A 13,737-nucleotide genomic window follows, 5' to 3' on the forward strand; every position below is an offset into this window, starting at 1 on the left:
CCACCAAAGCATCCTCCCCCAGACGAAAGGAAATCCCCATGAAAATCGCACTCATCGGCGCGTCCGGCCAGGTCGGCTCGCGCCTGCTGAAAGAGCTCTCCGATCGCGGGCACAGCATCACCGCCATCGCCCGCAATCCGGACAAGATCGCCGCCCTGCCGGGCGTGACCGCCAGGAAAGGCGACGTCTTCGACAAGGATGGCCTCGCCGCCCTGATCAAGGGCCATGATGCGGTGATCACCTCGGTGCATTTCCTCGACAGCGATCCCGACACGCTAATCGCCGCGGTGCGTGCTTCCGGCGTCAAGCGCTACCTCGTCGTCGGCGGCGCCGGCAGCCTCGAAGTCGCGCCGGGCAAGCGCCTGGTCGATACGCCGACCTTTCCGGCGATCTACAAGGCCGAGGCGCAGAAGGGCGCCGATTTCCTCGACACGCTGCGGACCGTCGGCGATCTCGACTGGACCTTGCTGTCGCCGTCGGCGCTGTTCGTTGCCGGCGAGCGGACCGGCAAATACCGTATCGGCAAGGACACGCTGCTGACGTCAGACAAGGGCAGCAGCATTTCCTTCGAGGACTATGCCATCGTCATGGCCGACGAGATCGAAAAGCCTGCGCATATCCGCCAGCGCTTCACCGTTGGCTACTGACCGGACTGTCTGCATTGACGATAAGTGCCATCGGAGCCTCCGATGGCACTATCGTTTTCTTCCGTTTCCACTCCTGCCGTCGGTTTGCGAAGTCTCGCCCGAAGCGGTTCAGGACAGGACGGGCATCATGGCAGACATCGCAAATTCGAAAATCATTATCGTTGGCGGCAGCTCCGGAATGGGGCTGGCGTTGACAAGGCGATGCCTGGACTCAGGCGCCGAAGTCATCATCATCGGCCGCAGTGAAGCCAAGCTGAAGCGCGCCAGAGAGGCGTTGCAAAACCCCGCTGGCTTGAGCGCCATCGCGGCCGACATCGCCAGGGAAGATCAGGTCGCTGACCTGTTCAGCCGGATCGGCCGGCTCGACCATATCGTCAGCACCGCGGCCGATATCGAAGGCGCCTATGAGTTTTTGCCATCGGTCGACCTGAAGGCGGCGCAGCGGGTCGTCGAAAGCAAATTCTACGGGCCGCTGCTGCTGGCAAAGCATGGCGCGCCGCAGCTTTCTACCAACGGTTCCATCACCTTCACCTCGGGCATCGCCGCCTACCGGCCGGCGGCGCCCGGCTCGGTCGTCGCGGCCGTCAACGCGGCGCTGGAAGGGCTGGTGCGGGCGCTGGCGGTCGAACTGGCGCCGATCCGGGTCAACGCCGTCTCGCCGGGCTGGGTCGACACGCCGATCTGGAGTTTTGTGGCCGGCGACAAGAAGGATGAGACGCTCGATGCCATGGCCAAGCGGCTGCCGGTCGGCCGCGTTGGTCAACCGGAGGATATTGGCGACGCCATCGCCTTTCTGATGGGCAACGGCTTTACGACGGGGACGGTTCTGCACGTCGAGGGCGGTCACCGGCTGATCTGAGCGGCGCGAAAGTCTCGCCCGCTGCCGCCAGCAGCAGTTTCAGCGCCGGCGGCTGTACGCGGCGGCGGCGCCAGATCATGACCAGCGATGCTGTACGGGCCGAACCCGGCCACGGCAGTTCGACGATCTCACCGCGATCAAGCGAGTCGGCGACCGCCAGCCGCGGCACCAGGCCCATGCCGACACCGCTCGCCACCAGGCCCGCAATGGCGCCGATGCTGCCGACTTCGGCGGCAAGTCTTGGCGCTGCTACGCCTGTCTCGGCAAAGGCGGTGTCGAACAGATGCCTGTAGACGCATCCGGTCTCCGTCACCACGAAGCGCATCGCGGCGAGCGCGGCCAAATCGTTTTGCCTCGATGCAGCCGCATCTTCGGCGGATGCGACAAGCACCAGCGGCTCGGTCGATATCGTGCGCCTGGCCAGACGTTCGTCGAGCCCGCCCTTGTCGAAACAGAAGGCGACGTCAATCTCGCCCTCTTCGACCTGCCGCAGCAGCGCATCGCTGCCGGCGATTTTCAGCCGCAGACCGATCTCCGGGTGATCGCCTCGAAAGGCCGCCAGCCATTGCGGAAGTTTCACGGCGGCGATCGTTTCCAAGGCGCCAACCGTCACTGTCGTCGCGGTGGTTCCCATCCTTGCCTCCACGGCAATACGGGCCGCCTCCGCCAGCTGCAAAATCTCTTCCGCATAGGGTTTCAGCGCTTCGCCGGCGGCCGTCAGGTCGAGGCCGTGACGCGAGCGGATGAAAAGCGCGACGCCGAGTTCGTTCTCCAGCGACTGGATCTGGTCGCTGACGCTCGACTGCGCCAGATGAACCTCCCGCGCTGCGCGGGTGATGTTGCGGTGCCGTGCCACGGCGAGGAAGGTTTTGAGCAATCTTGGATGCATGCCGTTTCCGGATCTGGTCTGTGCCCAATATTTCGGACTTGGTCGGTCCATTTGCAACCATTGACGCCGGCGCATGCGATTGCGGCAGACAGAAGGGCCAGAATTTCGCGGCCATTGCGCGGCGAGTTTTTGCTTGTGAACGGGCCGGCGGCTTGTAGCTTGCTCGAAAGCCGGTCCGACGGAGGCAGTTCGGGGGAAATGAGCGTCATCAGGATTGTTCGGGCATGCCGCTGAAGGCCGCCACCCATATCGAGGCTATGTCAGCCTTCGCGCTGGCGAATTTCGGCGGCTATGACCGGCCGACGCTTGCCCAGAACGAGAGTGCCTTCCCGCCAAGCCCCAAAGCGATCGCTGCCGGCCAGGACGCGATCGCGCGCAGCCATCTCTACCCCGATCCGGACTGGACGGTGCTGCGCGAGGCGATCGCGCAAGCCTATGGCGTCGAACGCGAACTGATCCTGTGCGGCGCGGGTTCCATGGACCTGATCGCCTGCACCGTCGCGGCGTTTGCCGGTCCAGGCGACGAGGTGCTCGCCACCGCTTACGCCTATAATTTCGCGGCCTCCGCCGCCTCACGGGTCGATGCCGTCTATGTCAAGGCGGCGGAGCGCGACTTCGTCGTTTCCGTCGACGGCATCCTCGCTGCCGTCACGCCGGGAACGCGGATCGTCTTCATCTGCAATCCCGGTAATCCGACCGGCACCCGCATCCGCAATTCCGAATTGCTGCGCCTGCGCGCCGCCTTGCGCGGCGACGTGCTGCTGGTGATCGACCAGGCCTATGGCGAGTTCGACGACCAGGACCCGCAGCCGGTCTTTGCGCTGGTCACACGCGGCGACACCGTCGTTTTGCGCAGCCTTTCCAAGGCCTATGGGCTGGCCGGCGCGCGCGTCGGTTGGGGATTGTTTCCGCCCGCGATCGCCGCCGAAATCCGCAAGCTGCAGAACTCGAACCAGGTCACCGCGGCAAGCCTCGCCATGGCGGTCGCGGCAATCGAGGACCAGGCCTATATGCGCGAGACGGTGGCGCGCACGGCCGCGATCCGAGACCGCTTTGCCCAGGACCTACGAGCGGCGGGATACAGCGTTCCCGAAAGCCGGACCAATTTCGTGCTGATCCGCTTCGCCGATGCGGCCGCAGCGGTGGCCGCCGATGCCGCCTTGCGCAGTGCCGGCATCATCGTACGCAGCCTCGGCGGCTACGGCCTGACCGACTGCCTGCGCGCAACGGTAGGCCCGCAGGAGATGATGGACCGGGCGCTGCGCATCCTGACCGACCAGCGCGGCGGCTGACTTGCGATGATACCAGAGGAGATCTGAGCGATGCCATATTTGCCGGCCCGTGACTTCATCGGCTATGGCGAGAAACCACCTGCCGCTGCGTGGCCCGGCGGAGCCAAGCTGGCGCTCAACATCGTCGTCAACTACGAGGAAGGCGCTGAATACAGCATCGATGAAGGCGACGGCGTCTCCGAGGCGATCCTGTCCGATCTTGCCGTGTCCCCCGCGGTACTGGGCCTGCGCAACCGCAACATGGAATCGCTCTACGAATATGGCTCGCGCGTCGGCGTCTGGCGGCTCGCCTCGCTGTTTCGGGACAAAGGCATCGTTCCGACTTTCTACGTCGTCGGGCGGGCGCTGGAACTCAACCCGGCGGCCGGCAAGGCGATGGCCGAACTCGGCAGCGACATCGTCTGCCATGGCTGGCGCTGGATCGATTACGCACCGCTGAGCGAGGCGGAGGAACGCAAGCACATCGCCATGACCGTCGACACGGTGCAGCGGCTCACCGGCATTCGTCCGCTCGGCTGGTACACCGGCCGGCCCAGCCTTAACACCAGGCGGCTGGTGGCGGAGCATGGCGGCTTCCTGTTCGACTGCGACGACTACAATGACGACCTGCCCTATTTCGTCGAGGTCGATGGCAAGCGGCATCTGGTGGTGCCGCACTCGTTTGACAACAATGACAGCCGCTTCTCGCGCGGCTCGGGCCTGGAGACCGGCGGCCAGTTCTTCGAATACGTCAGCGACGGAGTGGACTGGCTGCTGGCCGAAGGCGAGACGGCACCGCGCATGATGACGGTGTCGTTGCACTGCCGGCTCGCCGCACGGCCCGGCCGCATGGTCGGCCTGGCCCGCTTCCTCGACAAGATCAGGAACAATCCCGACATCTGGATCTGCCGCCGCTCCGACCTCGCGCAGCATTGGCTGGATCGCTTCGGCGGCTGAGGCGGCGAACGCCTATTTGTTCGGAACCTCGTAGACCTTGCCGTGCCAGGGTGCTGCGTCGATCTGGTCGAGCGCCATCACATAGAGCACCTTCTCGTCCGGTCCGAAGGCGAAATTCGGCATGGAGGGCGACGGCACCGAAAGCGTGCGCAGCAGCTTGGCGTCTTTGTCGACAACGATGATCTTGCCCGGCGCATCCAGCGAGCGCGGGCTCTGGCCGACATACATCTCACCCGCCTTGTCCATCTTGATGCCGTCGGGCCAGATGTGCGGCTGGTTGGGGAAGAGATCGTCCAGGCGCAGGAAGACACGCCGGTTGCTCAGACTGTGATCAGCCTGGACATCGAATTCGATGATCCTGTTGTCCTCGGTCTCGACCAGATAGAGGATCTTGCCGTCGTTCGACATGACGAGGCCGTTGGCATTGTGCAGGTCGCCGGCGACCTTCTTCACGGCACCGTCCTTGCCGATGTAGTAAGCCGACGCGTCGATGAGCGGACCGCCCTTGCCGGAGCCAGTGAAGTAGATGCCGCCATCCTTGTCGGGTGCGAAATCGTTCGGTCCGCTGAACGGCTTGCCGTCGGTATCCTTGTCATAGGCCGGCAGCGTCTTGCCGTCGGCGGAGATGCGGCCGATGGAGTTGCTGTCGTAGCAGGTGACGAGGAACTCGCCAGCTGTTGTCGGCAACACCGCCGAAGGGCCGCAGCCATCCATCTTCCAGAAGATGTCGTTCTTCTTGCCGTCCCATACGTCCACGGTGCCGCGGCCATATTCGACGTAGAAGAGCTTGTCCTGATACCAGATCGGACCTTCGGCGAACCAGGCGTCGTCATTGATGATCTTGACGTCCGCAGCCTGCGCGGAGGATGTCAGAAGCAGGGCAAACATGGTGCTGAGCAGATGCCGTTTGATCATGCGATTCCCCTTTTTTCTCGTCGTTGAAATCTTCCCTCTTTCGAAGAGGCGATATCTATGCCCTCAAGCGCTTGCCTTCCGGGTCGAACGGCGGCTCGCTCAACAGCACCGCGTCGTGCGGCCGGCCGAGGATCGCCACCGACACCTTGTCGCCTGCCTTGGCGGAGCCTGCCTTGACATAGCCCAGCGCCAGCGACTGCTCGACGAAGTAGCCGTAGGCGCCTGACGAGACCTGACCGATCGGCGTGCCGTCGGGGAGAAAGATCGGCTCACCGCCGGTGGCGTCGGCATCCTTGGCGGCGATCGACAGCATGATCAGCTGATCGCGCGCCGGCTTTTCGGAGATGGCCGCGTAAGCGTCGCGGTTGAGGAAGTCGCCCTTGTCCATCTTGACCAGGCGATCGAACTTGACCTCCTGCGGCCAATATTCGGGCGAGTATTCGCGGCTCCAGCTGCCGTAGCCTTTCTCGACGCGCAGCGACATCAGTGCGCGCGAGCCGACTGGGCCGGCGCCGACTTCGCTGCCGGCCTTGAGCAACGCACTGTAGAGCTCGATCTGGTCTGCGGCCGGGCAATAAAGCTCCCAGCCGAGATCGCCGGTGAAGGAGACGCGCAGCGCCACCACGTCGATGCCGCCAACCGTGATCCGCTTCGAGCGCATGAAGGGAAAGGCCTCGCTCGACAGATCGGCATTGGTCAGCCGCTGCAGCAATTCGCGCGACTTCGGACCGGCGACGTTGAAGCCGGCCATTTCCTCGGTGCGCGAGCGGAAGGTCGTGCCTTCGGGCAACGGAACCGCCTTGAAGAACCGCTGATGGAAGCGCTCGGCCATGCCGGAACCGAAGACCATGAACTCGTCTTGGCCAAGCTTCGTCACGGTGAAGTCGCCGGCGATGCCGCCGCGCTTGCCGATCAATGGCGTCAGACAGGAGCGGCCGATTTCGGACGGCATGCGGTTGGCGAACAGCGCATTCAGCCAGACCTCGGCGCCCGGCCCCTTGACCTCGTATTTGGCGAAGTTCGAGACGTCGATGATGCCGGCATGTTCGCGCAGCATGCGCGCTTCGCGCCCGACCGGGCCCCACCAATTCTGCCTGACAAAGCCGTTCGTCTCCTCGCGCGGCTCGCCCTCGGCAGCGAACCAGAGCGGATGCTCCCAGCCGAAATTGAGACCGAAGACAGCACCCATCTGCTTTTGCATCTCGTAGGCGGGCCGCGTGCGAACGGGGCGACCGGCGGCGCGCTCCTCATTGGGAAAATGGATCTTGAAGCGGTGGCTGTACTGGTCCTGCACGCGGGCCTTGGTGAAGGCCTTGCCGGCCCAGTGGCCGAAGCGCGCCAAGTCCCAGGCGAACATGTCGAGCGACGGCTCGCCCTCGATCATCCACTCGGCCGCCAGCTTGCCCATGCCACCGGATTGCGAGAAGCCGGGAATGATGCCGTTGCAGCAGAAATAGTTCTGCAATTCCGGGACCGGGCCGAACAGCACGGCGCTGTCGGGCGACCAGATCATCGGGCCGTTGATGACGCGCTTGACGCCTGCCTTGCCGACCGCCGGCACGCGCGCGATGGCGCGCATCATATTGTCCTCGATGCGGTCGAGATCGTCGGGAAACAATTCGTGGCCGAAGTCGAGCGGTGTACCGTCCTCGGCCCAGAACTTCATGTTGCGTTCATAGGCGCCGATGAGCAGGCCGAGCCCTTCCTGACGCAGGTAATATTCGCCGTCGCGGTCGGCGACCGACGGCAGCCGGCGCCCCATGGCGGCGATTTCGGGAATGGTCTCAGTGACGAAATACTGGTGCTCGGTTGGGATCAGCGGCAATTGCAGGCCGGCCATGGCGGCAACCTCGCGGCCCCACAGGCCGGCGGCATTGACCACCCATTGCGTGTGGATATCGCCTTTCGGCGTGCGCACGATCCAGCTGCCGTCAGGTTGCGCTTCCGTGCCGGTGACCGGGGTGAAGCGATGGATCTCGGCGCCGCGCTGGCGCGCGCCTGCCGCATAGGCGGCGGTGACGCCGGACGGATCGACGTTGCCGCCTTCGGGTTCGTACATGATGCAGCGTATGCCGTCGAAATCGACCAGCGGATGGAGGCGCTCCGCCTCGTCGCGCGCGACCTCGTAAAAATTCATCTTGTAGCGCCGTGCCTTGGCTTCCTGCAGCCGCAGCTGGTGCTCGCGCGCCTCGGTCTGGGCAAGATAGAGCGAGCCTGGCTGGAAGATGCCGCAGCCCTGGCCCGTCTCGGTCTCCAGCTCCTTGTAAAGCGCCATGGTGTAGTGCTGCAGGCGGCTGATGTTGGTCGAGTCATGCAGACCATGAATGTTGGCGGCGGCGTGCCAGGTCGAGCCCGAGGTCAGCTCGTCGCGCTCAAGCAGGACGACATCGGACCAGCCATGCTTGGCCAAATGATACAGGATCGAGCAGCCGATCAGGCCGCCGCCGATGACTACGGCTTGTGCATGAGTACGCATATCGAGATTTCTTCCCTTTGTTCGGCGACCGTTTCGCGCCTTGCGTTTGCGCTGTTCTGCCAGGTGAATTGTTGCGTCGCCTTGGCTGATGCCAAGGGGCGGTCATGCCGCCCCTTGGATGCTTGCAGTTCAGGCCTTGTCGAGCCAGACCTTCTCCAGTTGCAGTTCGAACGTCTGATGCATCTTGAGGTTTTTCACATAGGTGGCGTGATGGCGGTAGAGCGAGCGCCAGAATGACTGAACCAGAACGCCAGAATCCTGCAGGATGAACTCGACATCCTTCATCAGCTCCTTGCGCTTGGCCGTATCGGCGATGGCGAGTGCTGCATTGAGCTTCTTGTCGAACTCGGGATTGGCGTAGGCCGACTCGTTCCAGGCTTCGCCGCTGCGGTAGGCGAGCGCCAGCACCTGTACACCCAGCGGACGCATGCCCCATTCGGTGGTCGACCACGGATATTTCGTCCAGTCGTTCCAGAACGAAGTGCCCGGGATGATCGTGCGCTTGACCTTGAATCCGGCCTCGCGCATCTGCGCGGCAACGACGTCGGCAGGGTCCTTCACATAGTCCGAATCATAGGAGATCAGTTCGAACTCGTGATCCATCTGGCCGGCCTCGGTCATCAGCGCCTTGGCCTTGGCGAGATCGCGCGGCACTTTCGGCAGTTCGTAATATTCGGGATGGATCGGACAGACATGGTGGTTTTCGGCAACCTGGCCGAGGCCGCTATAGCCGAGCTTCAGCACCGTCTCGTTGTCGACCGCGAGCTGGATCGCGTTGCGCACCCGTTTGTCGTCATAGGGCTTGTTGCTGATATTGGTGCGCAGCACGATCGTTCCGGCGGTGACGACGGATTCCTTGACCAGACCCATGCCGTCATAGAGGTCCACCGTGCCGCCGACGGTCTGGTAGTTGCAGTCGATCTCGCCGGCCTCGAAGGCGCTGGCGATGGCGGGGTTTGAAGCGTCGGTGCCATAGTCGGTCCAGTCGACGCCATCGAGATAGGTTTCACCGCCAAACCAGGTGAAGTCCTTGCGGCGCCGAACCGAGGCTGAGTCACCGACCTTGTAGGAGATCAACTCATACGGGCCGGTGCCGGGCGTCTTGGTCATGTCGGCGCCGTTCTTGTCGAAATCGCGGTGGACGATGATGGCCGGATAGTCGGCGAAACCGGGTATGATGGTGACATCGGACTGGCCGCATTTCAGTTTCACCGTATGGTCGTCAACCTTGGTGATGGCGCCGGCAATCGCCTTCTTGGTGGCAGGATCGATCAGCGTGGCCATGCGGCCAGCCATCGAATTGCCTTCGGCCGCCTTGTCGCACCAACGCTCGATGTTGAAGACGATGTCGTCGGCGTTGAGCTCGTCACCGTTCGACCATTTCACGCCCTTGCGCACATGCAGCGTGTATTCGGTGGCGTCGTCGCTGACCTCCCAGCTTTCGATGAGATGGCCCTCAAAGGTGAAGTCCTGGGTGTAGCGGATCATGTAGTCGTTGCACTGGCGCAGCACGTTGGCCATTTCCGACCAGTCCCATGTGCGCGGGTCCTTCATGTCCTTGATGATCATCTGCATCTTCAGGATACCGCCCTTCTTGCCGGGCTCCATCGTTGCAGCTCCAGCAGGCGCGGGAAGGCCAGCCATTGCATAGGCGAACGCCGTCGAGGCGCCCATCACGCTCGCCATGGCGAGGAATTCGCGGCGGTCCATCCTGCCGCTTCTGACTTCATCTGCGTAGCTTTCGATGGCCGCCGGGACGCGGTCACCGTTGCTCCTGAAAAGTGCCATTGTTGCTTCTCCGGTTTGGGCTTTCCGCCCGTTCATTCCCCATTACGCAGGGAATGTTAGAGGCGATGCAAAAATCCCGGAAGGGCTTGAGGCCTCACAAACCGCTGAAAACCGGCCTGTGAGACCTAATAAAACAATGCCATTGGCGTCTCAATTTTTTTCGAGCGATGGCTGCCCGGCGTCGGCGAGCACCGGTCAGGCGCTGTCTTCCTGCGCCCTTGCGATGATCCATTCCCGCACCGTGCGGGCGATGTTGCCCTTGGAGAGCTGGGTCTCGGTCAGGTAGTAATTCCAGGGGCTTGGCGGCCGGACCGCAAACGGCTCGACGAGCAGTCCGCGCCGCAGGTAGGCGTGGGCAAGCGAGCGCTGCGTGGCGACGAGTCCGGCGCCCATGGCGGCAAGCTCGAGCGCGATGTTGGAGGCGTTGGTCGACAGGCCCTTGTCGAAATCCTGCATGTCGACGCCGAGCGCGGTGGCAACGACCTGCCAGTATTCCTGGCGGCCATGCACAAAGATCCGGTCGACCTTAAGGATATCCTCCGGCGCTTTGACGGCGTGCTCGCCTTCGAGCAGCGAAGGTGCGCACAGCAGCACCAGCTCGTCGTTCCAGAGCGGGATCGCGGCGGGCGGGCGATCGTCGAAGCGCCGCGTCGAAATGGTGATGTCCGCGATCTGCTCGCTGAGATCCTCCCAGATCGTGCCGTGCAGCACGATCTCGATTTCGGGATGCTTCTTGCGGAAGGCGGCCATGCAGCCGGCCAGCCAGTTTTCCGCCAGGCTCATCGGACAGGAGACGACCACGGTGCGGTTGCGCGACGAGGTCACGATCGCCTCCGTCGCCTGGTCGATCTGGTCGAGCGCCTGGCGCAGCGTCGGCAGAAACGCCTCACCCATCTCGGTCAGCTTGAGGCTGCGCGGATAGCGGATGAACAATTGCCTGCCGATGTAATGTTCGAGCGAGCGGACATGCGTGCTGACCGCGGCCTGCGTATAGCCAAGCTCCTTGGCGGCCATTGTGAAACTCAGATGCCGGGCCGAGCTCTCGAACGATCTGATATAGTTCAAAGGCGGGGGTGGCTTCATCTCCGGCTCCTGCGCTGTGCCAGAATAGGTAGACCATGGAGCCGTTGGCATTCAATTGCACGCAAGCGACATGGCATAGATATTTTTGGCCAAAGCCGCTGAACTAATTGCGTGAAAGCGCGATGGACCCAAATTAATGATGTCGTGACGACAGAGGGAGTGAAGCAAGTGGCTGTGTCGCCCCATCGCCGTGAAGGGCCGGACGCGAGCGCTGAAACTGCCGTGCGCCTGGCCGACTTCGTCTTGCGCCGGCCGGCATCGGTCTTCCCCGCGGCGGTGCTGGACCAGGCCCGCTACCTCTTGCTCGACACGATTGGAATAGCGATTGCGGCGGGGCCGATGGAGGCCGGCCGCATTGCCCGCGATACTGCGACGCTGCTCTACAATTCGAACGACCCCAAGCATTGCGCACGCATGCTCTTCGACGGCCGCCGCGCCTCGACGGCGGGGGCGGCCTACGCGGCCGCGACGCAGATCGACAATCTCGACGGCCATGACGGTTACAGCCCGACCAAGGGCCATATCGGCGTGGTGGTGGTGCCGGCGCTGGCGGCGCTGGCGGAACAGCTTCCTGAGCTTAGCGGCCCTGACGCGCTGGCAGCCCTGGTCATCGGCTACGAGGTCGCCGGACGGGCCGGCATCGCGCTGCATGCGACGGTGTCGGACTATCATACGTCAGGTGCCTGGAATGCGCTGGGCGTTGCCGCCGTGGCGGCGCGTCTGCGCAGGCTGAGTGACGGGCAGTTGCGCGAGGCGCTTGGCATTGCCGAGTATCACGGTCCGCGCAGCCAGATGATGCGCGAGATCGCCACGCCGACGATGCTGCATGACGGTTCGGGCATCGGCGCGCTGACCGGCCTGTCGGCGGCGGTGCTTGCCGAACGCGGCTTCACCGGCGCGCCAGCCATCACCGTCGAGGCGCCCGAAGTCGCCGATCATTGGCGGGACCTCGGCGTCTTCTGGCAGACGCTGCATCAATATGTGAAGCCCTACCCGATCTGCCGCTGGGCGCATGCAGCGATCGACGCGACGCGCGGACTGGTTCTTTCACATCACCTGACGCCGGCCGACATCGGCCATGTCCAAGTCAACAGTTTCCACTATGCCGCGACGCTGTTCGATGGCATGCCCGACACGACGTCGAAGGCGCAGTACAGCCTGCGCTTTGCCGTTGCGACTTTCGTCCTGCATGGTCGCATCGGGCTGGAGCACATATCCGACGCCGGCCTTGAGGATGCAGCTGTCGCCGAGATGCTCGCCCGCATCAGCGTGTCGGAGCACGAGCGCCACAGTGCCCGCTTCCCGGCGGGCCGCTGGGCCGATGTCATCATCACCACGACTGACGGACGGGTGCTGACCTCGGGCGATGTCCATGCACGCGGCGGCCCGGAAGCGCCGCTGACGTCAGGGGACATCGAGGCCAAATATATGGAGTTCGCAACGCCCGTGCTCGGACGAGGCCGCGCCATGGCGATCCGCGACGCCATCCTGTCGCTCACCGAGCCCGACAGCCGCTTTTCCGATCTCTCCGACCTGCTCTACGATCCTCCGGTGATCAGCAAGATCCTCCAGCGGCCTGCGTGGTAGACTGACATGCCGCTCAGACTGCTGAAATACGGTCTCAGCCGGGACTATCCGGCCAGCGAGGATATCCCCGCCACGCCCGAACTCAAACCGTCCTACGATGTCGTCATTATCGGCGGCGGCGGCCACGGTCTGTCCTGCGCGCATCATCTGGCGAAGTACCACGGCATCACCAGTGTCGCGGTGCTCGAGAAGGGCTACCTCGCCGGCGGCAACACCGCGCGCAACACCACGACGATCCGCTCCAACTACATCACGCCGCAAGGCATCGCCTTCTACAAGGAAGGTGTGGCGCTGTTCGAGACGCTGTCGCAGGAACTCGACTTCAACGTCATGTTCTCGCAGCGCGGCCAGCTGACACTTGCACACAGCGAAGCGACGCTGCGCAGCTTCCACTCACGCGCCGAGATGGGCAAGCATCTGGGCACACGCACCGAAGTGGTCGACCAGAAAACAGTCGAAGACTTGGTGCCGTCCCTCAACATGGACTATGGCGGCGCGCTCGAAATCCTCGGCGGTCTCTGGCATGCCGATGGCGGCACCGCGCGGCACGATGCGGTCGCCTGGGGTTATGCCGCGCAGGCGTCGCGGCGCGGTGTCGAGATCCACCAGCGCACCGAGGTGCAAGGTTTTGAAATCGTCGGCGACCGGGTCCAGGCGGTGAAGACCAACCGCGGCCGCATCGCCTGCGGCCAGGTGCTGATTGCGACCGGCGGCATGAACTACGATGTGGCGCTGATGGCCGGCGTCGAGCTGCCGATCCGCTGCTATCCGCTTCAGGCAATGGTGACGCAGCCACTGAAACCATGGCTCAACACGCTGGTCTCCTCCGTCTCGCTGCACACCTATCTCGTGCAGTCGTCGCGCGGCGAAGTGGTGATCGGCGGCGGCTCTGATCCTTACCAGCTCTATTCGACGCGCTCGACGCTGGACATGAAGGAGCATCTGGCCGAAGGCGCCGTGCATCTCTTCCCGTTCCTGCAAGGTGTCAGGCTGCTGAGGCAATGGGCCGGAATTACCGACATGACGCCGGACTACAGCCCGATCATGGGCGCCAGCCCGCTCGACAATCTGTGGCTCGATTGCGGCTGGGGCACCTGGGGCTTCAAGGCAACGCCGGTTGCCGGCAAGCGCATGGCCGAGACCATCGCCACTGGACGCGTCCCCGATATCCTCAAGCCGTTCGCGCTGGAGCGGTTCGAAACCTTCCAGCTGCTCAACGAAATGGGCGCGACGGCGGCAAGTCATTGAACATGAAACAACACTGA

Annotated in this window: 11 protein-coding genes; 6 read left to right on the forward strand and 5 right to left on the reverse strand. The window is 63.7% G+C overall.

Features of this window, described 5'->3' with window-relative positions:
* The first annotated feature begins 38 nt into the window (after nucleotides 1-38).
* Both AC1D1B_RS29540 and AC1D1B_RS29545 read left to right on the forward strand, forming a co-directional pair.
* Complete coding sequence (locus AC1D1B_RS29540; protein WP_477336828.1) at nucleotides 39-647, forward strand: NAD(P)-dependent oxidoreductase; 609 nt, start codon at nucleotides 39-41, stop codon at nucleotides 645-647.
* Nucleotides 648-774: 127 nt separating this feature from the next.
* Nucleotides 775-1,506 (forward strand): SDR family oxidoreductase, encoded by a 732-nt coding sequence (locus AC1D1B_RS29545; protein WP_477336830.1) that lies wholly within the window; start codon nucleotides 775-777, stop codon nucleotides 1,504-1,506.
* On the opposite strand, the gene AC1D1B_RS29550 is transcribed toward AC1D1B_RS29545, so the two are convergent.
* Nucleotides 1,457-2,395: a LysR family transcriptional regulator gene (locus tag AC1D1B_RS29550; RefSeq protein WP_477336832.1), complete on the reverse strand. Its 939-nt coding sequence runs from the start codon at nucleotides 2,393-2,395 to the stop codon at nucleotides 1,457-1,459. The two genes, AC1D1B_RS29545 and AC1D1B_RS29550, sit on opposite strands and share 50 nt — an antisense overlap.
* Nucleotides 2,396-2,619: 224 nt before the next feature.
* On the opposite strand from AC1D1B_RS29550, the gene AC1D1B_RS29555 reads away from it, so the two are divergent.
* Both AC1D1B_RS29555 and AC1D1B_RS29560 read left to right on the forward strand, forming a co-directional pair.
* Nucleotides 2,620-3,687 carry a pyridoxal phosphate-dependent aminotransferase gene (locus tag AC1D1B_RS29555; protein WP_477336834.1) on the forward strand — a complete coding sequence of 356 codons (1,068 nt, stop codon included), beginning with the start codon at nucleotides 2,620-2,622 and terminating at the stop codon, nucleotides 3,685-3,687.
* A gap of 30 nt (nucleotides 3,688-3,717) precedes the next feature.
* The gene (locus AC1D1B_RS29560; protein ID WP_477336836.1) at nucleotides 3,718-4,623 is read left to right on the forward strand and encodes an allantoinase PuuE; all 906 of its coding nucleotides are present in this window, start codon (nucleotides 3,718-3,720) and stop codon (nucleotides 4,621-4,623) included.
* 12 nt (nucleotides 4,624-4,635) lie between these two features.
* Here AC1D1B_RS29560 and AC1D1B_RS29565 read toward each other — a convergent pair whose 3' ends face one another.
* The 4 genes from AC1D1B_RS29565 to AC1D1B_RS29580 form a co-directional block, all read right to left on the reverse strand.
* Nucleotides 4,636-5,538 (reverse strand): SMP-30/gluconolactonase/LRE family protein, encoded by a 903-nt coding sequence (locus AC1D1B_RS29565; protein ID WP_477336838.1) that lies wholly within the window; start codon nucleotides 5,536-5,538, stop codon nucleotides 4,636-4,638.
* Nucleotides 5,539-5,593: 55 nt separating this feature from the next.
* Entirely contained in the window at nucleotides 5,594-8,014 is a 2,421-nt protein-coding gene (locus tag AC1D1B_RS29570) for a GcvT family protein (protein ID WP_477336840.1), read from the reverse strand.
* Between the two features lie 129 nt (nucleotides 8,015-8,143).
* The gene (locus AC1D1B_RS29575) at nucleotides 8,144-9,802 is read right to left on the reverse strand and encodes an ABC transporter substrate-binding protein (protein WP_477336842.1); all 1,659 of its coding nucleotides are present in this window, start codon (nucleotides 9,800-9,802) and stop codon (nucleotides 8,144-8,146) included.
* Nucleotides 9,803-9,997: 195 nt separating this feature from the next.
* On the reverse strand, nucleotides 9,998-10,885 hold the full coding sequence (locus tag AC1D1B_RS29580; RefSeq protein WP_181061016.1) for a LysR substrate-binding domain-containing protein: 888 nt from the start codon (nucleotides 10,883-10,885) through the stop codon (nucleotides 9,998-10,000).
* 168 nt (nucleotides 10,886-11,053) lie between these two features.
* Here AC1D1B_RS29580 and AC1D1B_RS29585 point away from each other — a divergent pair, with 168 nt between their 5' ends.
* Both AC1D1B_RS29585 and AC1D1B_RS29590 read left to right on the forward strand, forming a co-directional pair.
* On the forward strand, nucleotides 11,054-12,472 hold the full coding sequence (locus AC1D1B_RS29585; protein WP_477336844.1) for an MmgE/PrpD family protein: 1,419 nt from the start codon (nucleotides 11,054-11,056) through the stop codon (nucleotides 12,470-12,472).
* A gap of 6 nt (nucleotides 12,473-12,478) precedes the next feature.
* Entirely contained in the window at nucleotides 12,479-13,720 is a 1,242-nt protein-coding gene (locus AC1D1B_RS29590) for an FAD-dependent oxidoreductase (protein ID WP_477336846.1), read from the forward strand.
* Nucleotides 13,721-13,737 lie beyond the last annotated feature (17 nt).

The sequence above is a fragment of the Mesorhizobium sp. P2_C5_2 genome (assembly GCF_056404535.1).